The following is a 22597-nucleotide window of genomic DNA, read 5'->3' on the forward strand; positions in this document are numbered from 1 at the left end:
TTCTCGCTTGTGATCGGTTACACTTAGCCACTTTGATGGAATTTAGTGGTAACCGATATGTCTTCTGAAAACCGCGATCAGGCGTTAAGCGGCCTGACGTTAGGTAAGCCCACGGCTTATGTTGATCGCTACGATAACACGCTGCTGCAATCGGTGCCGCGCAGCCTGAATCGCGAACCGCTGGGGCTCTACCCGGATAATCTGCCGTTCCAGGGCGCAGATATCTGGACGCTGTACGAACTCTCCTGGCTCAACAGCAAAGGCGTGCCGCAGGTGGCGGTAGGCGAAGTGGTACTGCGCGCGGACAGCGAAAACCTGATCGAGTCCAAGAGCTTTAAGCTCTATCTTAACAGTTTTAACCAGACGCGTTTCGCTGACTGGGGCGAAGTGCGCCAGACACTCGAGCGCGATTTGCGCGCCTGCGCCAATGGCGAGGTCAGCGTGGCGCTGTTCCGTCTGGGCGAAGTGGAAGGACAGCCGATCGGCCATTTCAATGGCGATGTCATTGACGAGCAGGATATCGAGATTCACGACTATGCTTTTAACGCCGATTATTTAGTGCAGGCTGCGGGCAGTGAAGTTGTGGAAGAAACGCTGGTGAGCCATTTGCTGAAATCCAACTGTCTGATCACCCATCAGCCCGATTGGGGCTCTGTGATGATTCGCTACAAAGGCCCACGTATCGATCGTGAAGCCCTGCTGCGTTACCTGATCTCATTCCGTCAGCACAATGAATTCCATGAACAGTGTGTTGAGCGCATTTTCAACGACATTCAACGCTTTTGCCGACCAGAAGCCCTGACTGTATATGCACGTTATACGCGCCGTGGTGGACTGGATATTAATCCGTGGCGCAGCGACGTCCCCTTCTCTCCAGGGTTTTCCCGCCTGGTCCGTCAGTAACAGATTGCGAGACGCCTCGCAGGCCGCAGCACGGATGCGCGGTTCCACTTGAGCATTCACTGCGGACAACGTTACTCTGTCAAAGGCGCTAAGGTCTAAACCTGCGTCCCGAAGGATTTTCGTCACTGCGTTCAGCAAGTTAAGCGCAGCGTCACCCGCCACGCATTTGCGTGTAAAGGAGTTCTCTTGATTACACATATCAGCCCGCTTGGCTCAATGGATCTGCTCTCCCAGTTGGAAGTCGACATGCTGAAGCAAACGGCCAGCAGCGACCTTTACCAGCTTTTTCGCAACTGCTCACTCGCGGTGCTCAACTCCGGCAGCCAGACCGACAGTAGTCAGGAACTGCTCTCCCGTTTTGAAAATTTCGACATCAACGTGCTGCGCCGTGAACGCGGCGTCAAACTCGAACTGATTAATCCTCCGGAAGAAGCCTTTGTTGATGGCCGTATTATCCGCTCATTGCAGGCCAACCTGTTTGCCGTGTTGCGCGATATTCTGTTTGTGAATGGACAGCTTGAGCGCAGCGATCAGAAAAACGCTGATGATTCCGCTCACATCACGAATCAGGTGTTTTCGATTCTGCGTAACGCACGTGCGCTGCATATTGGCGAATATCCCAACACCGTGGTGTGCTGGGGGGGTCACTCGATTAACGCGGTGGAGTATCAGTATTGCCGCAATGTCGGTACGCAAATGGGCCTGCGTGAACTCAACATCTGCACCGGCTGTGGGCCTGGTGTGATGGAAGCGCCGATGAAAGGTGCCGCGGTGGGTCATGCCCAGCAGCGCTATCATGACAGCCGTTTCATTGGCCTGACCGAACCGTCAATTATCGCGGCTGAGCCACCAAATCCGCTGGTGAATGAACTGATCATCATGCCAGATATCGAAAAGCGTCTTGAGGCGTTTGTGCGTATTGCGCATGGCATCGTGATCTTCCCGGGTGGTGTTGGCACCGCAGAAGAGTTGCTGTATCTGTTGGGGATTCTGATGAATCCACACAACAGCGATCAGGTTCTGCCGCTGATTCTCACCGGCCCGAAAGAGAGCGCCGACTACTTCCGCGTTCTGGATGATTTCATTGTTAATACGCTGGGTGAAACCGCGCGTAAGCACTACAAGATCATCATTGATGATGCTGCTGAAGTGGCGCGCCTGATGAAGAAAGCCATGCCGCAGGTGAAAGAGTATCGCCGCGAAACTGGCGATGCCTACAGCTTTAACTGGTCGATTCGCATCGCGCCAGAGTTGCAGGTACCGTTTGTACCGACGCACGAAAACATGGCTAACTTGAAGCTGTTCCCGAACCAGCCAGCAGAAAAACTGGCTGCTGATTTGCGTCGCGCTTTCTCTGGTATTGTTGCCGGCAACGTTAAGGAGGTCGGCATTCGCGAAATCCGCGAGAAGGGGCCTTACAAACTGCACGGCGACGCCGACATTATGCTTCGCATGGATGAACTGCTGCAGGGCTTCGTCGCCCAGCAGCGTATGAAGTTACCAGGCAGCGCCTACATCCCCTGCTACGAAATCATTAAATAACCCATCAGGAAGGCAGCCTGCGGGCTGCCATTATCACTATGTCGTTTCATCTTCTGATTATTGATGCGCTGAACCTGATCCGCCGTTTGCATGCCGTGCAAGGCACGCCCTGCCGCGAAGCCTGCGTTGCCGCGCTGCATCAGCTTTTAGGCCACACGCAACCGACGCACGTCGTGGCGGTATTCGATAGCCACGATCGTCACCCTGGCTGGCGGCATCAGCTGCTGCCCGATTACAAAGCGGGCCGCCCACCGATGCCGGATGATTTGCAGACGGAGATGCCCGTTATCCAGCAGGCCTTTGAGGCTGTCGGCGTGCGTTGCTGGGTCGCCGATCTCGATGAAGCTGACGATCTCGCTGCCACGCTGGCGGTGAAAATGGCCGATGCCGGACATCAGGCAACTATCGTCTCCACCGACAAAGGTTATTGCCAGCTTTTAGCGCCGAATATCCGCATCCGTGATTATTTCCAGAAACGCTGGCTGGACGTGCCTTTCATCGAGCACGAGTTTGGCGTCACGCCCGCGCAATTACCCGATTACTGGGGACTGTGCGGCATTAGCAGCAGCAAAATCCCCGGCGTTACCGGCATCGGTCCCAAAAGCGCCCGCGATTTACTCACGCAGTTCGGCACCCTGGAAGCTCTTTATCAGCAGTTCGATCAGGTTCCGGAAAAGTGGCAAAAGAAATTGCGCGATCACCAGCAGATAGCAGAGATTTGCCGCCAGGTCTCAACGTTAAAACGCGATTTGGTTCTGCAGGGGAATTTAAATACCTTGCGGTATAAGCCGTGAATGGCAGGTGCAGCGCCCTCTGCCACATAAACACGCGAATCTCTTGATAGGTGATAGGTGATAGGTGATAGGTGCAAAAAATTGCACTGCGACGAACTTAACCCGAGAGCTCCTGCGAAATAATTTGTGCTACAGCAAGGCGGCAAGTGCGAGAGTCCCCGGGAGCATACGCCAGTATGTGACCGGGGCGAACAAGCGCAGCCAACGCCGCTGTAGTGCAAAGTATGAAGCAGGATCGGCAAGTTTATTAAGTCCCCAGAGACATACATCAGTATGTGACTGGGGCGTATAAACGTAGCCAACGCACCTGTGGCGCGAAGTATGACGGGAAATTTAGCGTTCGTCGCGACGGCCGCCTACAGCCGCCCAAAGTCGGCGCACATGCACGGTAATCTCTTCCCGATCGTGATACAGCTGGCGCGCCTGAATCTGGGCATTCACGCCCTTCTCTTTCAATGCCGCATCCATCATGGCCAGATTTTGCGTCACTTCTTCATAACGCTTTTTCATCGGTAGCTTGAGGTTGAAGATCGCCTCACGGCACCAGCCGTTGACCAGCCACTCCGTCATCAAACTGGCGACGCGAACGGGTTTTTCCACCATGTCACACACCAGCCAACTAATGTTATTGCGCGATGGGCGGTATTTGAAACCGTCTTCACGGCAGTGCGTGACTTGCCCGGTATCCATCAGGCTGGGCGCCATCGGGCCGTTATCTACGGCGTACACCCACATGCTGCGCTTAACCAGCTGATAGGTCCAGCCGCCGGGGCACGCCCCAAGATCCACGGCATACATGCCGCTGCCCAGGCGCTCATCCCACTCATCGGCCGGGATGAAGACGTGAAACGCCTCTTCCAGCTTCAGCGTTGAACGGCTTGGCGCATCTGACGGGAACTTGAGGCGCGGGATACCCATATAGAACAGGGAGTTGTTCTCTGGCAGCGAATAACCGACATAGCAGGTACCCGGAGCAATAAAGAACACATGAATCACTGGGCGTTTCGGCGATTCGTAGTTGAGCAGGATTTTGCTCTCACGCAGACTGGCGCGCAGCGGTACGGTTAACTTACGACAGAACCTGGTCAGTTCTTTCGCTTCATTGGTATCTGGCACTTCAACACGCAGCTCACCGCCCTTCTCCACCACACCGGTTAGCATGCCGACAATCGGGGTAATACGATCTTCTGGCGGCAAATCGCGCAGCAGTTCGCCCACCACCAGCATCTGACGGGCAAAAATCAGCTCGGCAAACGGCAGCGTTTGAATCAGCTTTTCAGCATCTTCCTGCTGATAGCACTCATAGAGCACGTAACCAGAATCATCTTTGACACGGGCAAAACCGTAAACTTCACGTTCAGCGGCTTTGGCGCTGATCTCTGCCGCACACTCTTTCTCAAAGCCAGGACGGCAATAGAGTAAAACTTTATTCATGGCGATCCGCCTTTCGTTTAAGACGCAATGCGCCAATCAACATCAAGAACCAGCCAATCAGGAAGAACAACCCTCCCACTGGCGTAACAAAAACCCAAAACTTCAAGTGCGACAACGCTAAACAATACAGGCTGCCACTGAACAACACGGTGCCAAGCGCCAGCGCAGCGCTGCTCCAGTAAAACCAGATATTGGCGCGACGCAGCATGGCCGCACCCAAACCAATCACCGCCAATGTGTGATAGGCCTGATATTCAAGACCGGTATGGATCCACGCCATTTCGGCCGGGCCGAGCGATTTGCTCAGCACGTGTGCCCCAAAAGCACCAAAGGCCACCAGCAGAAATCCGCTGATGGCGGCAAACACAAACATGGCACGACTGGACATTCATTGTTCCTCAGGATGACACTGCACATCACTGTGCAGCACTCAACGCATTAGTGATCGTAGCGAAAGCGGAATTTTTCTTGTTCAGCTGCGGCTTTTTCCAGGATCCACTGACGAAAGGCGGCTATTTTACCCAGTTCTGCCTGGCTGTCATGACAAACCAGATAAAAAGCGTTTTTACTGACTAACACGTCATTAAATGGACAGACCAGCCGTCCAGCTTCAATTTCACTCTGCGCCATCACATTATTAGCCAGCGCCACGCCCTGGCCGTGAATCGCCGCCTGCAGCACCATCGCGCTATGGCTGAAGATCGGCCCCTGCTGCACATTAATGTGCTGCAATCCTAGCTGACGGATATAGGATTGCCAGTCGCGGCGCGAAGCATCATGCAGCAGCGTAAAGTGTGCCAGATCGGCGGGCGTTTTAAGCGGATGGTCGCCAGTCAGAAACATGGGCGAGCAGACCGGAAGCAAATATTCGGCATACAGTTTCTCAACGCGCAGACCCGGCCAGTTACCGCGCCCATAGAAAATCGCCACATCAACATCATCGGCCAGTTTCTCTTCATCACGGTCCACCGCCTGAATACGCACATCGATGCCCGGATAAGCCATATTAAAGCTGGAAAGACGGGGCACCAGCCATTGAATGGCAAAGCTGGGCAACAGACTGACGGTTAAGGCACCCTTCGCGCTGCGCGCCTGAAGTTTACGCGTCGCATCGTTGATAGCCGAGAAGATCTCTTTAATATCCAGATAGTAGCTTTGACCTTCTTCTGTCAGTAAAAGCGAACGATTCCTCCGTCGAAATAGCTTAAGACCGAGGAAATCTTCCAGAGATTTAATCTGGTGGCTAACAGCTGCCTGGGTGACAAACAGCTCTTCAGCGGCTTTTGTAAAGCTTAAATGGCGGGCTGCAGCATCGAAGACGCGTAAAGCATTAAGCGGTGGAAGGCGTTTAGACATGGTTTTCCATCAGCGGATTCACAAGGTAACAGTCCGACTTATACAAGGTCGTTACGTATTAGTTATTTTAATCCGAGACATTATAATTTGTCCGTTGAGGAAGCTCCAGCAAATACCTATAGTTGCCGCACTTCCTGAGCCGGAACGAAAAGATTTCTGGAAACGTGCGAGAGATCGCAGACTTTTGGAGAGCTTTTGGCTTGTGGTCGTGATGTTGTGTTTGCATTTTGATCTGACGATTGCAGATCAAGCTTTTAATTCCTGTAGATTTACCCTGTCTGTCCAAGTGATTTAATGCAGCACCGCAAATTGCGGTGCTTTTTTTTGTCCTACACATCCCTGTGTATCCCTTTCGAGCCGTCACTGAAGCGACGTAAAAATTTCTCCGGGAAATTTTTGGCTTGCTGCTTACTGCCCCATCTCAACCATCTCTTTCACATCTGTACGATTGATCTGCTGCTCGTTGCCATTGGCATCTTTATAACTGATCATACCGGTTTCATCGTCAACTTTCGGTTTCCCGTCCGCTACAATGGTGCGACCATCATTGGTATGCATGACATAATTGCTGGAACAAGCAGCCAGGGTAAAGGCCATGGTACACACGGCCAGCACTGCGGCGAGTTTTTTCATCTTCTATCTCCTTGCAGATTGATTGCATTAAACCACCCGCAAGCGCTGACCAGAGGCAGCAAAAAGTGAAATCGACTGGTAAAGGTCGATTCGTTATGCGGGTTGCGGTTCAAACCTTGCAATAAATAGCATAACGCGCTTTTCCAGCTTTGCCAGCGAATCGGCCGGGTTTCAGCCTGGTCCTAAAATTGAATACAGTGGGTTTCGTATGACCATCTTCTCCCCAACCGCCTTCCGTGCGCAGTTTCCGGCATTAAGCGATGCGGGCGTTTATCTTGATAGCGCAGCCACTGCCCTGAAGCCTCAGGCGGTGATCGACGCCACATCGCAGTTCTATAGCTTGAGCGCAGGCACCGTGCATCGCAGCCAGTTCAAATCAGCACGCGACCTGACAGAGAAGTATGAACAGGCGCGCGGCCGGGTGGCCAAATGGCTGCACGCGGGCGATGACCGTCAGATTGTCTGGACGCGTGGCACCACGGAGGCCATCAATCTGGTGGCGCACAGCTGGCTGGCACCGCGCTTACAACCTGGCGATGAAATCGTAGTCAGCGAAGCCGAGCATCACGCCAATCTGGTGCCGTGGTTAAAGGTGGCAAAAGCCGCAGGCGCGAAAGTGGTGAAATGGCCGATTGGCGCGGATCGTCTGCCCGATATTCGTCTACTGCCTGATTTGCTAAACGCACGCACTAAGCTGCTGGCGATTGGGCAGATGTCGAATGTCACCGGTGGCTGTCCGGATCTGGCACAGGCGATTACCCTGGCACATCATGTTGGCGCCAAAGTGATGGTAGATGGCGCACAGGGCGTGGTGCACGCGCCCCCCAACGTTCAGGCGCTGGACATCGACTTTTACGCCTTCTCCGCGCACAAGCTGTATGGCCCAATGGGGATTGGTGCGCTGTACGGCAAAGGCGAGCTGCTGGAAGAGATGGATGCGTGGCAAGGCGGCGGCAAGATGTTAACGCACGTCGACTTTAATGGCTTCACGCAGCAGGCGGTACCGTGGCGATTTGAAGCCGGCACGCCCAATGTCGCGGGCGTGGTGGGCCTGAGCGCGGCGCTGGAATGGCTGTCGCATCACCACGCTGAAAAAGCAGAGATGTGGAGCCAGCAACTGGCCAGCCTCGCCGAAGAGCAATTAGGCGAGATTCCTGGCTTCCGCAGTTTTCGTTGTGGCAATGCCAGTCTGCTGGCGTTTGATATCGCGGACATTCATCACAGCGATATTGTCACTCTGCTGGCAGAGCAGGATATTGCGCTGCGCGCCGGACAGCACTGTGCACAGCCTTTAATGGCGGCACTGGGTGTCAGCGGCACCCTGCGCGTATCATTCGCCCCCTATAATAATTTGCAGGACGTGGATGCGCTGGTGCGCGCCATGCATCATGCCGTCGACCTGTTGAGTGAATAACGTTATGACCACCCTGATCGGCCCACATCCGTTTGGCGATGTGATTACTGAAGCCAGCCTGACCGAAAAATTTACCCATTTTCATCAGTGGGAGGATCGCTATCGCCAGCTAATCCAGCTCAGCCGCCAGCTGCCTGCTCTGGAAGAAGAGGTGAAGACGGCAGAGATTGAGCTGAGCGGTTGCGAAAATCGTGTCTGGCTGAGCAGCCAACGGCTACCCAACGGCACGCTGCACTTTTACGGTGACAGTGAAGGCCGCATCGTGCGCGGTTTGCTGGCGGTGCTGCTGACGGCGGTGGAAGGCAAAACGCCAGCCGATCTGTTAGCACAGGATCCGCTGGCGTTGTTTGATACTTTAGGCCTGCGTGCGCAGCTTAGCGCCTCACGCAGCAGTGGCTTAAAAGCGTTGGCAGATGCAGTGCAGCGCCACGCGCGCGCGCATCAAGCAGCCTGACGCGCCGCGCGTGCGAGGAATTTCTTCAACGCGTGCGACACCGCGATAAACCCGAAAGTGGCGGTCACCATGGTGGCCGCACCGAAGCCCGCCGCACAATCCATACGTTTCGGGCCTTCTGCGGTGCTTTTGGAAGTACAAACACTGCCATCCAGCTGAGGATAAACCAGCGCCTCAGTGGAAAACACGCAATCAATCCCTAACTTGCCTTTACTGTTCTTCACCACACCAAAGTCGCCTTTCAAGCGCTCACGCAGTTTTGCCGCCAGCGGATCCTGAATAGTTTTGGCTAAATCGCTGACCTGAATCTGCGTCGGATCGATTTGCCCGCCCGCACCGCCGGTAGTGATCAGCGGGATTTTGTTACGACGACACCAGGCAATCAGCGCGGCTTTCGGGCGCACACTGTCGATCGCATCAATCACGTAATCAAAACCGGCTGACAGCATTTCAGCGGTGTTATCCGGCGTGATGAAATCATCAATGCAGATCACTTCGCACTCAGGATTAATGGCACGAATACGCTCCGCCATCACCTCGGTTTTCGCCTGTCCCACTTTGCCTTGCAGGGCATGGATCTGGCGATTGGTATTGGTAATGCAGACGTCGTCCATATCGATCAGCGTGATTTTACCAATCCCGGTGCGCGCTAACGCTTCGGCGGACCACGAACCGACACCGCCGATACCAATCACACAAAAATGGGCGTCGGCAAAACGCTGCAGCGCCTCTTCCCCATACAGACGTGCCGTACCGCCAAAACGTTGCCGCCAGGCATCGCTGACTACTTTCATATCAAACCTTTTGATGCGGTGCGCATGAATACGCACCCTACAGAAACAGTGATGGACGCATTGGATCGCGAAGACTGGCGACCCATGGCAAATCAGCTGAATACTCCCGCTGATTTGCCGCAGGGAAGAATATCAATTCGCCCCGATAATCAGTGAACCATTATTGCCATTTTGCGGATTGCTGAACAGCGGCTGTCCTGCACCTGGCGCGGCTTTCAGCACCCAAACGCGGCCATAGTGATTATAAAATCCGGCAAGATGCGCAGCATCTGGACCCACACCCTGATAGATGTCGAAGTGCTGACCTTTGATCGCCCCACCCACATCCAGTGCCACCATCAGGCGCATCTCATACTTGCCGTTAAATTTGCCCTTCTCGTTCAACTGCGGCACTTCGGCTAACAGCGCCGTACCTGCGGGAATCAATGAACGATCGGATGCGACTGACGCTTTGGCAATCAAAGGCACTGCGCTGGCACCGCGCACCGGCACATACTCTTCTGGCTTAAAGAACACGAAGGATTGGTTGGTTTCCAGCACGTCACGCACCTGATCCGGCGTATGTTCCTGTGCCCACTGGCGAATCGCCTGCATCGACATATCTTCGCGCTTCACTTCACCACGATCGATCAGTTCTTTGCCGATACTGTGATAGGCCCAGCCATTTTTGCCGCCGTAGCCGAAGAAGCGCAGCGGGCGACCGTCGCCGAAATCAACGTAGCCGCTACCCTGCACGTCCATCATAAAGTTGTCGATCAGCGAGTTGCTCCAGGCAATCACGTAACGATCGTCAAGTCCGCCACTATATATAGAAGCACGGCTCGGCAGCTTCTGACCGCGCGTGCGCGGTGGCATGCGATAAATGGGATACTGGAACTCACCCTGACGCGTGTAGCGCGCTTCCACCACAGGGGTGTAGTAGCCAGTAAACTGCACGTTACCGTAATTATCGGTGCCCTCCATCTGATAAGCGTTAAGTCCAAACTGACTCAACTGACGGGTATCGGCACCGGAGAGCAGCCAGTTCTGAATAGCGCTGTAAGTGCCGGTGTTGCGGCTGTATAAGCCGCTGGAGGCACTCTGAATCTGCTGAATCTGCACACCAAAATCTCTGCCATTCACCGGGCGCCCTTTGGCATTCGGTTCATTGACCAGCCCAAGCGGTTGCTCCAGCTTGCCATCAATATATTGCTGACCACGGTCAGTCGGTTTAGAACTACAGCCTGCTAACAGCGCGAGAAACGCGCCAGTAAGTGCATACTTCGCCCAATGTCCTTTCATCACTTTCTCTTTTTCTCGGTTGTTTGCACCGCGACGATAGCAAAGGGGCAGAGAGAATGAAATCCGCCACGAGTTACCGCGCTCACATCTGTACAATTAATCGCCCAATGGCACTATTAATCACCAACTGGCTGTAAATTTAAGGCTTTAACACAAAAAGGGGTTGCATCGCCGCGCGTCGAGAGTATAGTGCGCATCCACGGACGCGGGGTGGAGCAGCCTGGTAGCTCGTCGGGCTCATAACCCGAAGGTCGTCGGTTCGAATCCGGCCCCCGCAACCAATTCTTCTTAAGTGAAGAGACAATTTGAAAGTCGTGTAACGCGTCAGACGGACGCGGGGTGGAGCAGCCTGGTAGCTCGTCGGGCTCATAACCCGAAGGTCGTCGGTTCGAATCCGGCCCCCGCAACCAATTGTCTTAAGAAGAATACAATGTGAAAAGTCGCTTAACGCGGCAGACGGACGCGGGGTGGAGCAGCCTGGTAGCTCGTCGGGCTCATAACCCGAAGGTCGTCGGTTCGAATCCGGCCCCCGCAACCAATTACAGATAAGCACCTTAACGGGTGTTTTTTTGTTTTTGGCTTCCGGTAAAAAAAGCGGCGCAGTGGCCGCCCTCCTCTCAGCGACGCGCCAGCACCGCACCTTTATCGAAATAGGCCTTAATCCCATGCAGAATCGCCTCAGCCACCTGATGCTGATAACGCGGCGTGCGCAGCTTACGCTCCTCCTCCACATTACTGATAAACGCGGTCTCCACCAGAATCGACGGAATATCCGGGGCTTTGAGCACCGCAAACCCCGCCTGATCCACCGTGCGTTTATGCAGGTGATTAATATGTCCCATGCGCGATAACACCTCTTTGCCGAACTTCAGGCTGTCGCTGATAGTCTGCCGCTGCACCATGTCAAACATGGTGTGATCCAGATAGCGGTCACCGCTCATGCTCACCCCACCAATCAGATCCGATTCGTTCTGGGTTTGTGCCAGGAAACGTGCGGCGGTGGACGTTGCGCCGCTGGTCGAGAGCGCGAACACCGACGAACCGCGCGCCGCACGGCTGGTAAAAGCATCGGCGTGAATCGAGACAAACAGATCGGCGCGCTGTTTACGTGCTTTCGCTACCCGCACGCGCAGCGGGATAAACACATCCTCGTTGCGCGTCATATACGCCTTCATGTTGCGCTCTTTGTCGATCAGCGCCTTCAGATAGCGACCAATCTTCAACACAATGTCCTTTTCGCGCGTTTTGTATTTGCCATGCGCACCGGGATCTTCGCCACCGTGACCGGGATCGATCATGATGATGATCGGACGATCGCGCCCCGCTTTGCCCGGTAAAGGTGCTTGCGCCGGTTGATCACGCTCAAGATCGCCCTGGTTGTAATCGTTCAGTAACGCCAGTAGCGGATCCTCTTCCGGCGAGGGCTGGCTCGGATAGAGATCGACCACTAAACGATGTTTGATGCCCGCAACCGGTGCCAGCGTGAAGATCTTCGGCGCAACGTTGCGTTTCAGCTCCAGCACCACCCGCACCGTGTTGGCATCAAACTGGCCAACTCGCGCATGTTTGATATAGGGATCGTCAACGCGCACCTGCTTATCCACCCCTCTCAGGACCGGATTGATATGCAGGTTATCGATGTCGATCACCAGACGATCGGGATTGCTCAACGTGAACTGTTTGTACTTGAGGGGGACGTTCGACTCCAGCGTCACGCGGGAGTAGGTTGACGATGGCCAGATGCGCACCGCCACAATGTGCTGACTGGCCGCCAGCCCGGTTCGCGTTACGCTTAATAGCATGAGCGCACCCGCGCCCTGCAATAATCGTCGTCGTGTAAAAGCCTGGGACATGCCGCTCCAACTGCCGTGTAGTGTCTAAAATATCGTCAATTGACGAGTGAAAGGCGAAAACTTTGCTTAACAAGCCATGGGTTGTTTTGCCAGAAAAACCAGATAATGCAGGCTGTTAGCGAGGGTTGCATCAGGAAAATCGTAAAGTAACGTCAGGCCCGGCGCTTGCATTAGCTGGCAAAAGAGCATAAAAATACACAAATTACGAATAAACATTCACAGAGGGTTTGCCGTGAAGGAACGTAGTACTGAACTGGTTCAGGGTTTTCGCCATACCGTTCCCTATATAAATGCCCACCGTGACAAGACCTTTGTCATTATGCTTGGCGGCGAAGCTATCGAGCATGAGAACTTTTCCAACATCGTTAACGACATTGGCTTGTTGCATAGTCTCGGCATTCGCCTGGTGGTTGTCTATGGTGCCAGACCGCAAATTGATGCCAGCATGGCCCAGCAACAGCTGGAACCGATTTACCACAAACACACGCGCGTAACCGATGCCCAATCACTGGAACTGGTGAAGCAGGCTGCAGGACGTTTGCAGCTGGATATCACCGCACGCCTGTCGATGAGCCTGAATAACACCCCGCTGCAGGGCGCGCACATCAACGTGGTAAGCGGTAACTTTATTATTGCCCAGCCGCTGGGCGTCGATGATGGCGTGGACTACTGCCACAGCGGCCGTATTCGTCGTATCGATGAAGAAGCCATCCATCGTCAGCTGGATAATGATGCCATTGTGCTGCTCGGCCCAGTCGCGGTGTCGGTGACCGGTGAAAGCTTTAACCTGACATCAGAAGAAGTGGCTACGCAGTTGGCTATCAAGCTAAAAGCCGAGAAAATGATTGGCTTCTGCTCCGAACAGGGCGTCACCAACCGCGAAGGCAAGATTATCTCTGAGCTGTTCCCCAACGAAGCGCAGACGCGTATAGATGAGATGGAAAACGACGGCGATTTCCTGTCGGGCACCGTGCGTTTCCTGCGCGGCGCGGTGAAAGCCTGCCGCAGCGGCGTGCGTCGTAGCCACCTGATCAGCTATCAGGAAGATGGCGCATTGATTCAGGAACTGTTCTCGCGTGACGGTATTGGTACGCAGATTGTGATGGAGTCCGCTGAGCAGATTCGTCGCGCCACCATCAACGATATTGGCGGCATTCTCGAATTGATTCGCCCGCTGGAGCAGCAAGGCATTCTGGTGCGTCGTTCGCGCGAGCAGTTGGAAATGGAGATCGACAAATTCACCATTATTCAGCGCGACAATCTGACCATCGCTTGTGCCGCACTCTATCCGTTCCCGGATGAGCAGATTGGTGAAATGGCCTGCGTGGCGGTGCATCCCGATTACCGCAGTTCTTCACGCGGTGAGCTGTTGCTGGAGCGTGTGGCGCTACAGGCACGCCAGATGGGGTTGAAGAAGCTGTTTGTGCTGACCACCCGCAGTATTCACTGGTTCCAGGAACGCGGCTTTACGCCGGTGGATATTGAATCACTGCCGGAGAGTAAGAAGCAGATGTATAACTATCAGCGCCGGTCCAAAGTGCTGATGGCGGATTTGCGCTAACGGCGGGGAATGCCAGCTAGCGCGGTTAAAGGCAGTTAAAGGCAGTTAAAGGCAGTTAAAGGCAGTTAAAGGCAGTTAAAGGCAGTTAAAGGCAGTTAAAGGCAGTTAAAGGCAGCGTAGGGTAGGTTTCGCTAAACGGTCTGGAATTGCCCAACGTCTTAAACTGATAACGTTGTCAGGATGCGCATCCACGCGCATCCAATAAAACATCTGCATTGCCTGCGGTCGGTTTCTTTACCGACCTCAACTCTCGCTCAGAATGACTCTCCGCTTAACCGGTCCAACAATCCGCTGCGACGCTGAGTGCGTAATTGCACCGCACGACGAAATACGCCTTCATCGCTGTAAAGGGTTAACTGTTTGCGCGCACGCGTAATGGCGGTGTAAATCAGTTCGCGGGTGAGTACCGGTAAAAACTGTGCCGGCATCACCAGCGCGGTATGGTCGAACTCCGATCCCTGCGATTTATGCACCGTCATCGACCAGGCCGTATCATGCGCCGGTAACCGGCTTGGCTGTACGGCTTTGATGCTGCCATCCGGCAACGGGAAGAAAACTTTCAGCAGCCCTTCATCATCAAACAGCGTAATGCCAATATCGCCGTTAAACAGCCCAAGCGCGCTGTCATTGCGAGTCACCATCACCGGACGGCCCTGATACCAGCGGCTGCCCCCCTGCGGACGACGAATCAGCTGCATCTGCATCAGTTTTTGCTCAATACGCTGATTTAATCCCTGCACGCCAAACGGCCCTTCGCGCAGTGCGCACAGCAGCTGATAACGCCCAAATGCGTGCAGAATCTCTGCGGGCTGTGCTCGCTGGCTCACCAGCCGCAGGAATGGACGGTAGCCTTCCGCGATAGCATTCAGCATTGCCTGATAGGCCTCGCCATCATTGAGTGGCTGGCGTGATATATCGCTGAAGCCCGCGTTAAATGCGGCCTCAACCGCCTTTGGCTCACCGGCATTGACCGCAGCCGCCAGCTTGCCGATGCCCGAGTTAGCATCAAAGCGATAGCTCTTGCGTAGTAGGCAGATGGCGTCGCGCACGGCTGGCGCGCTGTCATCATCGTGGCCTTCAACCTGGCAACCGGTTAACGCACTCAGCTGGGCTGCACGCGCGACGCTGTATCCCGCTTCCGCACAGCGGCAAATATCGCCCAGTACCGCACCGGCTTCTACTGACGCCAGCTGATCGCGGTCACCAAGAAAAATCACGCGCGCCTGGGGTGGCAGTGCGGCGATGAGATTGGCCATCATGCCCAAATCAACCATTGAGGCTTCATCCACCACCAGCACATCCAGATGCAGCAGGTTACCGGCGTGATAGCGCAAGCGCTGGGTTTCGGGCTGGGCACCGAGCAAACGGTGCAGCGTGGTAGCTTCCGCTGGGAAGCGTTGGCGCTCGGTGTCGCTGACCGGCAGTTTTTGCAGCGCTTTACCGAGTGATTCGGTTAAACGCGCCGCCGCTTTGCCGGTCGGGGCTGCCAGTTGAATGCGCAGTGCACCCTGGCTCAGGCGAATCAATGCCGCCAGCAGTTTTGCCACGGTGGTGGTTTTCCCGGTGCCTGGGCCGCCGGAAATGACTGCTGTTTTCTGCGTTAGCGCCACCGCCGCCGCGATTTTTTGCCAGTCATCGGGTTCAGTACCAAACAGGTTATCCAGTACAGCACGCACCTCTCCATCAGGAAATGCCTGCGGAGCAGACTGCGCCTGAAAGAAACGCGCCACCTGCCCTTCATGGTGCCAGAGACGATGCAGATAAAGACGGCCTTCGGTCAGTACAATCGGTGCTGCCTGCCCGTTGTTGCTGTTGCTCAAAGCAGGCCAGCCAGCCAGAATTTGCGTCCAGTCCTGCGGCTCGCCCGCCGCCAGCCAGATGGCCTGCGCCAGTTCAGGATGGCGGCCATTGAATAACCCTTCACGGCTCAGCTGTGACAGCGGTAAGCAGACGTGCCCCTCACCCGCTTCCGCGCTGAGACAGGCAGCCGCCAGGAGGCGTGCTGGCTGCGTGTCATCCGCCAGCAACAGGGCGAACTGAACATCCAGTGAGCGCAGCAAACGCAGCTCAACCGCCTGTTGAAGTAGCGCTGTAATGCCACTCATGCCGAGGCTCCCTGCCCGCGAAACAGGCTATCCAGTTGTGAAACAAAATCCAGAGTTGGCCGTGTGTGGAATACGCCGTTGGCCGGTGAAGTGCCATCCATGCCACGCAGGAACAGATAAAACACGCCGCCAAAGTGCTGCTCGTAGTCATAATCTGCCACGCGATGTTGAAGATAGCGATGTAGCGCCAGCGTGTAGAGCTGATATTGCAAATCATAGCGGTGGTCGATCATCGCCTGTCTCATCGCTGCTGGCGTATAAGCTTCGTGGCTGTCGCCCAGCCAGTTGGATTTGTAATCCAGCAGGTAATATTTGCCTTGCCAGCGGAACACCAGGTCAATGAAGCCTTTCAACATGCCCTGTACCTCACGAAAATCGAGCGGCGGCGCATCGGACGATAAAGCATCCTGACGGATCAGCGCATCCAGATCATTCGCGGTCAGCAAACCGTCAATCGGCAAGTAGAAGCCCATCTCCACGAGTCGATCGCTGGTCTGTACCTGACCGAGCTGTATCCCCTGATCGTTGAGCGGCGTACTCACCACGCGCGCAATCCAATCCGTCAGTATCGGTTGCCAGTATAAGGGATACCCATTCTGCTGCAGATGTTGCTCCAGCAATGCGGCCGTGGGGGGATGTGGGAAATCGAGAGATTCGAACAGTTCATGCAGGAAAGTCCCCGGCGCGGCGCCGCGCGGGAAATGGTGCGGTGTCAGTGCAGCTTCAGCGATCTCTTCCTGCTGTTCTTCGCCTGCGGCTTCCAGATCGAAACGTGGCATCACATCAAGTAGTCGCTGGCTACCGTGTTGCTGCAAGCCTGAGTAGCTGGTGACGCGCCAGGGTTCCACCAGCGTGCGGCTAACGGTGCGGGCAGCCAATGTGTCATGAGCGGGATCAGGCGCGTGCCAGCGTTCGGCTACCTGTTCCTGCACGTGCATCACCTCGGTACCCGCGACATTGTGCTGATTGAGTAAAGTTTCCAGCTGTGCCGCTGTCGCCGCTTCACCACGCTGCAAAAGATGGCCCAGTGCGCTTTTATGCAGATCGCTCTCGCCTTCTTTTTTGCGCGTGCCGCGAAACAGCGGTGCCACACCTACGCTACAGTGATACACCGAACGGGTAAGTGCCACGTACAGCAAGCGCAGGTCTTCGGCCAAACGCTCCTGCTCGGCCATCGCCAGGCTTGCGTCATCGGCCTGCAGATCCAGCACCGCTTCAAAGTTGTCGCGATCGTGATACAGCGCGGTATCCGCCTCGCGGAATCCGGCGGCGAACGGCAGCCACACAAGCGGATATTGCAGTCCTTTAGATTTATGGATAGTGACGATCTGCACCAAATGGCGATCGCTTTCCAGACGCAATTGCTGGCTGGACGACTGGCTGTCAGGGCTGGCTATCTGCTGCGCCAGATAACGCACCAGCGCGTGCGGGCTGTCGAGCTGCGCCGCCGCCTCCTGCATCAGTTCGCCCAGATGCAGCAAATCGGTCAGGCGGCGTTCGCCATTTTCTGAGGCGAGCAGGTTTTCCGCAAGCTGGCGTTCCTGTATCAGCTGGCGCAGCATCGGCAGTACGCCGCGCTGCTGCCACAGCAGTTGCCAGCGGGCAAAAGTCTCTACCAGCTCATCCCAGCCGCGCGCATCCTGATCCAACGCATCCAGCTGTGCCGCATCAAAGGTAAACAGCGAGGTAGCGAGCGCCGTGCGCAGCATGCGCTCCTGCTCGGGAGCCAGCACCGCCTGCAGTAACCACAGCAACTCGCGCGCTTCGGGCGTGGTGTAGACGCTGTCGCGGTTCGATAAATAGACCGAGGGAATGCCAAGCTGGTTAAGTGCTTCACGGATCAGATTGGCTTCGTTGCGGCTGCGCACCAGCACCGTGATATCCGATGCCTGCACCGGGCGTTGCGCGGCCGCTTTACCCAGCAGCGCACGCTGTTGCTGACCCGCCTGTAACCAGTGGCTGATATCCGCGGCACACTGTCGCGCTAACGCCTGCTGATAATCGCCTACGCTGCACCCGTCGCCCGGCAGCAGCCAGAAACGCAGTGCCGCCTGATCCTGGTTATCCAGTGTGAGAGAAAGCGTCTGATTTGGCTCTGCGAAGTGCACCGGCAAGAAAGGGATAGCATCAAAGACAAAAGGCGCTTCGAGCCGATTGAACAGCTGATTGACGCTCTCCACCATTGCTGGCGAAGAGCGCCAGTTGGTGTCGAGGGTGTAATGCGCGCTCACTTCATTGCGCGCGCGGATATAGGTAAAGATGTCTGCGCCACGAAAGGCGTAAATGGCCTGTTTTGGATCGCCAATCAACAGCAACGCATGCTCGGGTTGATTACCGTACAGCGTGCGGAAAATGCGGTATTGCTGCGGATCGGTATCCTGGAACTCATCAATTAACGCCACCGGGTAACGCTGACGAATCGCCTGCGCCAGCATTTCTCCTGCAGGCTGCTGCAGGGCATCATCCAGTCGGCTCAGGAGATCATCAAAACCCAGCAGCGCCTGCTGGCGTTTCTCTTTCCGTACGGCGGCGCGGATATCCACCAGCGCGCGCGCAATCAGCAAATCGCGTAGTGAAATGGGCTGAGTCAGAAACAGGTCGATGGCCACAAACAGGGCATGGTGCGGAGGATGGCCTTTTTTGGTTTTCTCCTCCAGCACCCGTTGACCAAAGCGCGCCAGCTCTGCGGGCACCTGATAATCCAGGGTTTCACTCTGTGCCCAGAAACTGACTTTATTCACCCACACCGGCAGATTTTTACTGCTGTAGCTGCGTTTGTCCACGTCGGACTGCCCCACCAGCGTCAGCACCTCTTCACCCACCGCGCGCCACTCGGCTTTCATCGCGTTAATGCGCGCCAGGTTTTCGTTGTGGCGCATCGTCAGCGTTTCGTCGTCAGCGGGCGCTAAACGCAGGTTAGGTGATTCGCCTTGCAGCCACGGCCGCAACGTCGCCAGCAATTGCTCCGGACCACTCCACTCACTGACAATCACGCGGGCGATATCCAGCGAGAGGGGATAACAGTGGCGACGCCAGAAATCGGCAGTGGCCTGACGCAGCAGCTGTTGTTCATCTTCAATCAACTGCTGTTCAAACAGCATGCCGGATTCAAAGGCGTTGAGATTGAGCATGCGCTGACAAAAGCCGTGGATGGTAAAGATAGCCGCTTCATCCATCTGCCGCTCTGCAGCCAGCAGTAGCGATGCCGCTTCTGCTGGCTGCGGCATCTCCAGTAGCAACTGCATCAGCATCGGATTGCGGCTGGTACCGCGAATGCAGGCCAGCCGCAGCTCATGGATGTTGGCACGGATACGTCCGCGCAGCTCTGCGGTGGCCGCCTCGGTAAAGGTCACGACCAGAATTTCTTCGACCGACAGTGGCCGGGCATAGGCATGTTGCCCGCCCAGCCCCAACAAAAGCCGCAGATAAAGCAGCCCAATAGTGAAGGTTTTGCCGGTTCCAGCAGACGCCTCAATCAGCCGCTCGCCACGCAACGGCAGCGTCAGCGGATTGAGCGATTCTGGCGGCTGAATCAGACTCATTGCGCGTCACTCTTAACCGGCAGGGATTGCTGTAGCTTCTCCACCTGATCCCAGGTCGTGAAGCCCGGCAGAGGTGCATAATCATCTTTGGTGGCGCCATCGTGGCTACCGCCAATCTGCGAAATCATCACCATGCCCTGCTGTTCCAGCACCGCTTTATGGAAGAAATCGGCCACGCCCTGCGGCGTGAGCTTTTGAATCTGCTCGATGGCTTTTTCACGGGTATCGAAAGCAAAATTCTGCCGGTTGAAGTCACGGCTGTAGCGATTCGCTTCTTCATCAAGCGTTTGCGGGCGCTGTTTTAAGTCATTGATCAGCGCCTGCTGATACTGGGCAAAATCTTCCGGTTTCATGTCGCGCAGGCGTTGCTCAGCCTGCGGATAAAACGCCTCAAAGCGCTGCATCAGATAGGCTGGCTGCTTGCTGTTGCTTTGCAGCAGGAAGCCAATCCCCCACTGGCGACCAATCGGCATCTGATACGAGAACACCGCATAGCCCAACTGTTCCTGGGTGCGCAGTTGGTTATAGAACCAGGGTTGGACAATCTGGCTCAACATGGTGCTGTTGGCCATACTTTGATACTCGTCGTAACCCAGTGGCACGTAGAGTGCTGCCAGTGCTGAATCCGTGCTGCTTCCTGCGGTTTGCAGGTTGGCCTTCATGGCTTTATCAATCACAACGTCATCGCTGTGCCAGTAACTGTGACCATCGCTGTGCAACTGCTGTTGCAGGTCGGCACCCAGCTGTTTAACGCGATCGGCAGAGAGGTTGCCGACCACCATCATTTCCGGCGTAGCGTTGCGCAGTAAGGCATCACGGTAATCCGTCACGTCTTTCAGCGTCAGATCTTTCACTAGCTTGCGGCGCGTCTCACGCTGGGTATACGGCAGCTGTGACAGCATCTGCATCGGTTGAATCGCCTGCTCGAAGGCTTTGCCCTTCTCGGCGGCTTCCAGTCGATCCAGATACCAGGATTTTGCCTGTTCCAGTTGCTGTGCGTCCGGCTGGAAGCTGGCATAGCCCTCAACCAGTTTTTTCAGTAACTCCGGCAGACGCTGGGTAAAACCACTGGCGCTGAACACAATGCCGTCATCTTCACCGGTAGAAAAACTGATCCCCCCCACTGACGCCTGCGAGTTCAACTCATCCAGCGCCACGCTTGAGAGATAATCATTCAGGCCAAATAACACCTGCTGACGCGCGTCGCTTATTGCCGCTTTGTTGCGCAGTGCCAGAGTAATGGCTGCCTTTGGTTCACTGGCGTAGAACTGGCTTGGCATCCAGTAGATGCGCATGCTGTCACCGTCGGTCAGCGCCACCGGATGCGTATACGTTTTGCCATCACCAGGCATAATGGAGAAATCAGAAGGGATATACGGATTCAGCGTCGGCATCGACAGCTGAATCTGCGTACCACGCTGCTGCCAGTCACTGAACTGTGCATCACTGATTTTATCGACCTGGTAAGGCGCATTGACAAAATAGGCTTCTTTGTTGTGCGGCTCATTCGGGCTGATATACCAGATGCGGGCATTTTGCGGTGTCATCTCATCCAGACGAGATTTGATCGCCGCAGGATCAAAGTTATCCGCGAGATAAGGTGCATCCAGCGTATGATCCACTGGCACGCGCAGCATGGTATCCACTAACCATTCGATGTAATCCATGTCGCGGGTGATCGACGGATAGCGGAAATCCAGCGCCAGCACATGCGACACTTCATCGAAATAGCCCTTATCGATGCCTTTATTACGCAGCATATCGAGGTAGCTAAAGATCGCCGCCACCACTTCATCACGCTGTGCCAGGCCTTTGTCGGTCAGGGAGACCGTGATGGCAAACACGCCGCTGTTGCGGTCCGTCATCGGATCGGCACCGGCATTCACACCGTCGGCCAGCCCCTGCTTTTGCAGCCAGTCGTTAAGGGTGTTTTTACTGCGGTTGCCCAGGATGTAACTGATCAACGTATCGGTTTTGCTGCGGAACTGGTCGCTGTTGTTGGCGATGCGGAATTCAACTTTAAGCTGTTTACGCGGTTGGGCAGGGACGTAGTGGATGATGATGCCTTTCTGCGCATCGGTCACCACCGGCACTTCGATTTTCGGTACGATGGCCTGATGGTTAGCCACTCGTCCAAAAGTCTGGACCGCAATGTCGGCCATCTCTGGCAGCGATTTGTTGCTGTATATCACCGCTTTCATCAGATTGGCGGAGTAGTGGCTGTGATAAAACTCGGTCAGCGCCTGATGCAAATTGCTGTCGGGCTTATCGCGCAGCGTATCAAGGTTACCGCCTGAGTAGCGGGAAGCTGGATGCGCTGGATTCAGAGTTTCCGCCCCGACCTGCGCCATACGCAGGCCGTCGCGCGAACGCGCCATAGTGAGCTCTGCATTAACTGCATGACGCTCACGATCGGCGTTGACCGGATCGAGCAAAGGCTCTGCAATGGCATCGGCCAGACGATCCACCGCCGGTTGCAGTGCATCGTTTTCCACTTCCAGATAGAACGCGGTGCGATAAGAAGCGGTACTGGCATTGTGACTGCCGCCGTGCTTTTTCAGGAATTCGGCCAGATTATCCGGTTGCGGATAGCGTTTTGAGCCCATCAACACCATATGTTCGGTATAGTGCGCCAGCCCTAGCTGCTGATTGGGATCGTCCAGCGAGCCGATAGGCAACGTCAGTGCGGCCAGTGATTTAGGCGCTTCTTTGTCAGACACCAGCAACACCGTCATACCGTTAGTCAGCGTGATGGCCTGATAACTGCGCGGATCGTGATCGCTTTTTCGAATCGTTTCATTGATGGGCTGCCAGCCGCGATCGCTATCGGCAAAGGCATTCAGCGCCAGCATGCTCAGCAGCAGCGCTCCCATCCAGCGTGCGTAAATCCGCATTTAAACCCCTTTCTTTACCCTTTACCGCTGGCTGTGT

16 protein-coding genes and 3 tRNA genes are annotated in these 22597 nt (G+C 55.3%); 9 read left to right on the forward strand and 10 right to left on the reverse strand.

The genetic code is table 11. The annotated features are described in order from the left end of the window. Positions 1 to 57: 57 nt before the first annotated feature. The 3 genes from queF (at position 58) to xni (ending at position 3239) form a co-directional block, all read left to right on the forward strand. The gene (gene queF / locus AC6I8L_RS15285; RefSeq protein ID WP_058961518.1) at positions 58 to 903 is read left to right on the forward strand and encodes an NADPH-dependent 7-cyano-7-deazaguanine reductase QueF; all 846 of its coding nucleotides are present in this window, start codon (positions 58 to 60) and stop codon (positions 901 to 903) included. A gap of 186 nt (positions 904 to 1089) precedes the next feature. Beyond that, a complete protein-coding gene (gene ppnN / locus AC6I8L_RS15290; protein WP_058961519.1) occupies positions 1090 to 2445 on the forward strand; it encodes a nucleotide 5'-monophosphate nucleosidase PpnN in 1356 nt (451 codons plus the stop codon). A gap of 38 nt (positions 2446 to 2483) precedes the next feature. Further along, the gene (xni, locus tag AC6I8L_RS15295; RefSeq protein WP_058961520.1) at positions 2484 to 3239 is read left to right on the forward strand and encodes a flap endonuclease Xni; all 756 of its coding nucleotides are present in this window, start codon (positions 2484 to 2486) and stop codon (positions 3237 to 3239) included. A gap of 333 nt (positions 3240 to 3572) precedes the next feature. Here the strand turns inward: xni and rlmM are convergent, their stop codons facing one another. The 4 genes from rlmM to AC6I8L_RS15315 form a co-directional block, all read right to left on the reverse strand. Further along, positions 3573 to 4673 (reverse strand): 23S rRNA (cytidine(2498)-2'-O)-methyltransferase RlmM, encoded by a 1101-nt coding sequence (gene rlmM / locus AC6I8L_RS15300; RefSeq protein ID WP_058961521.1) that lies wholly within the window; start codon positions 4671 to 4673, stop codon positions 3573 to 3575. After that, positions 4666 to 5061, reverse strand: a complete 396-nt coding sequence (locus AC6I8L_RS15305; protein ID WP_034823080.1) for a DUF423 domain-containing protein — start codon at positions 5059 to 5061, stop codon at positions 4666 to 4668. The genes rlmM and AC6I8L_RS15305 overlap by 8 nt, the downstream gene beginning before the upstream one ends. 50 nt (positions 5062 to 5111) lie before the next feature. Further along, entirely contained in the window at positions 5112 to 6029 is a 918-nt protein-coding gene (locus AC6I8L_RS15310) for a transcriptional regulator GcvA (protein ID WP_045816412.1), read from the reverse strand. A 408-nt stretch (positions 6030 to 6437) separates the two neighbouring features. Beyond that, positions 6438 to 6662, reverse strand: a complete 225-nt coding sequence (locus tag AC6I8L_RS15315) for a YgdI/YgdR family lipoprotein (protein WP_034823084.1) — start codon at positions 6660 to 6662, stop codon at positions 6438 to 6440. A 208-nt stretch (positions 6663 to 6870) separates the two neighbouring features. On the opposite strand from AC6I8L_RS15315, the gene csdA reads away from it, so the two are divergent. Both csdA and csdE read left to right on the forward strand, forming a co-directional pair. Further along, positions 6871 to 8076, forward strand: a complete 1206-nt coding sequence (csdA, locus tag AC6I8L_RS15320) for a cysteine desulfurase CsdA (protein WP_058961523.1) — start codon at positions 6871 to 6873, stop codon at positions 8074 to 8076. A gap of 4 nt (positions 8077 to 8080) precedes the next feature. Next, positions 8081 to 8530, forward strand: a complete 450-nt coding sequence (gene csdE / locus AC6I8L_RS15325) for a cysteine desulfurase sulfur acceptor subunit CsdE (protein ID WP_058961524.1) — start codon at positions 8081 to 8083, stop codon at positions 8528 to 8530. Here the strand turns inward: csdE and tcdA are convergent. Together tcdA and mltA are read right to left on the reverse strand one after the other, a co-directional pair. Continuing rightward, positions 8518 to 9324, reverse strand: a complete 807-nt coding sequence (gene tcdA / locus AC6I8L_RS15330) for a tRNA cyclic N6-threonylcarbamoyladenosine(37) synthase TcdA (protein WP_034823088.1) — start codon at positions 9322 to 9324, stop codon at positions 8518 to 8520. The genes csdE and tcdA overlap by 13 nt on opposite strands. A 132-nt stretch (positions 9325 to 9456) precedes the next feature. Beyond that, on the reverse strand, positions 9457 to 10605 hold the full coding sequence (gene mltA, locus AC6I8L_RS15335) for a murein transglycosylase A (RefSeq protein ID WP_058961525.1): 1149 nt from the start codon (positions 10603 to 10605) through the stop codon (positions 9457 to 9459). Positions 10606 to 10809: 204 nt separating this feature from the next. On the opposite strand from mltA, the gene AC6I8L_RS15340 reads away from it, so the two are divergent. The 3 genes from AC6I8L_RS15340 to AC6I8L_RS15350 all read left to right on the forward strand — a co-directional run bounded on the left by AC6I8L_RS15340 (position 10810) and on the right by AC6I8L_RS15350 (position 11143). Further along, a tRNA-Met gene (locus AC6I8L_RS15340) sits at positions 10810 to 10886 on the forward strand. 52 nt (positions 10887 to 10938) lie between these two features. After that, positions 10939 to 11015 (forward strand) — tRNA-Met (locus AC6I8L_RS15345). Between the two features lie 51 nt (positions 11016 to 11066). Then, positions 11067 to 11143 (forward strand) — tRNA-Met (locus AC6I8L_RS15350). Between the two features lie 79 nt (positions 11144 to 11222). On the opposite strand, the gene amiC is transcribed toward AC6I8L_RS15350, so the two are convergent. Further along, on the reverse strand, positions 11223 to 12458 hold the full coding sequence (gene amiC / locus AC6I8L_RS15355; RefSeq protein WP_034823092.1) for an N-acetylmuramoyl-L-alanine amidase AmiC: 1236 nt from the start codon (positions 12456 to 12458) through the stop codon (positions 11223 to 11225). A gap of 232 nt (positions 12459 to 12690) precedes the next feature. Here amiC and argA point away from each other — a divergent pair, with 232 nt between their 5' ends. After that, positions 12691 to 14019: an amino-acid N-acetyltransferase gene (gene argA, locus AC6I8L_RS15360; RefSeq protein ID WP_058961804.1), complete on the forward strand. Its 1329-nt coding sequence runs from the start codon at positions 12691 to 12693 to the stop codon at positions 14017 to 14019. A 254-nt stretch (positions 14020 to 14273) separates the two neighbouring features. On the opposite strand, the gene recD is transcribed toward argA, so the two are convergent. From recD to ptrA, 3 genes are read right to left on the reverse strand one after another with little or no spacing between them, the layout of a single operon-like run. Beyond that, positions 14274 to 16124 (reverse strand): exodeoxyribonuclease V subunit alpha, encoded by a 1851-nt coding sequence (recD, locus tag AC6I8L_RS15365; RefSeq protein WP_058961805.1) that lies wholly within the window; start codon positions 16122 to 16124, stop codon positions 14274 to 14276. Beyond that, the gene (gene recB, locus AC6I8L_RS15370) at positions 16121 to 19666 is read right to left on the reverse strand and encodes an exodeoxyribonuclease V subunit beta (protein ID WP_058961806.1); all 3546 of its coding nucleotides are present in this window, start codon (positions 19664 to 19666) and stop codon (positions 16121 to 16123) included. The genes recD and recB overlap by 4 nt, the downstream gene beginning before the upstream one ends. Continuing rightward, the gene (gene ptrA / locus AC6I8L_RS15375) at positions 19663 to 22560 is read right to left on the reverse strand and encodes a pitrilysin (RefSeq protein WP_498013938.1); all 2898 of its coding nucleotides are present in this window, start codon (positions 22558 to 22560) and stop codon (positions 19663 to 19665) included. The genes recB and ptrA overlap by 4 nt, the downstream gene beginning before the upstream one ends. Positions 22561 to 22597 lie beyond the last annotated feature (37 nt).

Source organism: Type-E symbiont of Plautia stali, assembly GCF_059731115.1.

What these genes read in the sequence shown, in the direction of transcription:
- queF (WP_058961518.1), top strand. Translation starts at nt 58, where the DNA reads ATGTCTTCTGAAAACCGCGATCAGGCGTTAAGCGGCCTGACGTTAGGT.
- xni (WP_058961520.1), top strand. Translation starts at nt 2,484, where the DNA reads ATGTCGTTTCATCTTCTGATTATTGATGCGCTGAACCTGATCCGCCGT.
- rlmM (WP_058961521.1), bottom strand. Translation starts at nt 4,673, where the DNA reads ATGAATAAAGTTTTACTCTATTGCCGTCCTGGCTTTGAGAAAGAGTGT.
- AC6I8L_RS15305 (WP_034823080.1), bottom strand. Translation starts at nt 5,061, where the DNA reads ATGTCCAGTCGTGCCATGTTTGTGTTTGCCGCCATCAGCGGATTTCTG.
- AC6I8L_RS15310 (WP_045816412.1), bottom strand. Translation starts at nt 6,029, where the DNA reads ATGTCTAAACGCCTTCCACCGCTTAATGCTTTACGCGTCTTCGATGCT.
- AC6I8L_RS15315 (WP_034823084.1), bottom strand. Translation starts at nt 6,662, where the DNA reads ATGAAAAAACTCGCCGCAGTGCTGGCCGTGTGTACCATGGCCTTTACC.
- csdA (WP_058961523.1), top strand. Translation starts at nt 6,871, where the DNA reads ATGACCATCTTCTCCCCAACCGCCTTCCGTGCGCAGTTTCCGGCATTA.
- csdE (WP_058961524.1), top strand. Translation starts at nt 8,081, where the DNA reads ATGACCACCCTGATCGGCCCACATCCGTTTGGCGATGTGATTACTGAA.
- tcdA (WP_034823088.1), bottom strand. Translation starts at nt 9,324, where the DNA reads ATGAAAGTAGTCAGCGATGCCTGGCGGCAACGTTTTGGCGGTACGGCA.
- mltA (WP_058961525.1), bottom strand. Translation starts at nt 10,605, where the DNA reads ATGAAAGGACATTGGGCGAAGTATGCACTTACTGGCGCGTTTCTCGCG.
- amiC (WP_034823092.1), bottom strand. Translation starts at nt 12,458, where the DNA reads ATGTCCCAGGCTTTTACACGACGACGATTATTGCAGGGCGCGGGTGCG.
- recD (WP_058961805.1), bottom strand. Translation starts at nt 16,124, where the DNA reads ATGAGTGGCATTACAGCGCTACTTCAACAGGCGGTTGAGCTGCGTTTG.
- recB (WP_058961806.1), bottom strand. Translation starts at nt 19,666, where the DNA reads ATGAGTCTGATTCAGCCGCCAGAATCGCTCAATCCGCTGACGCTGCCG.
- ptrA (WP_498013938.1), bottom strand. Translation starts at nt 22,560, where the DNA reads ATGCGGATTTACGCACGCTGGATGGGAGCGCTGCTGCTGAGCATGCTG.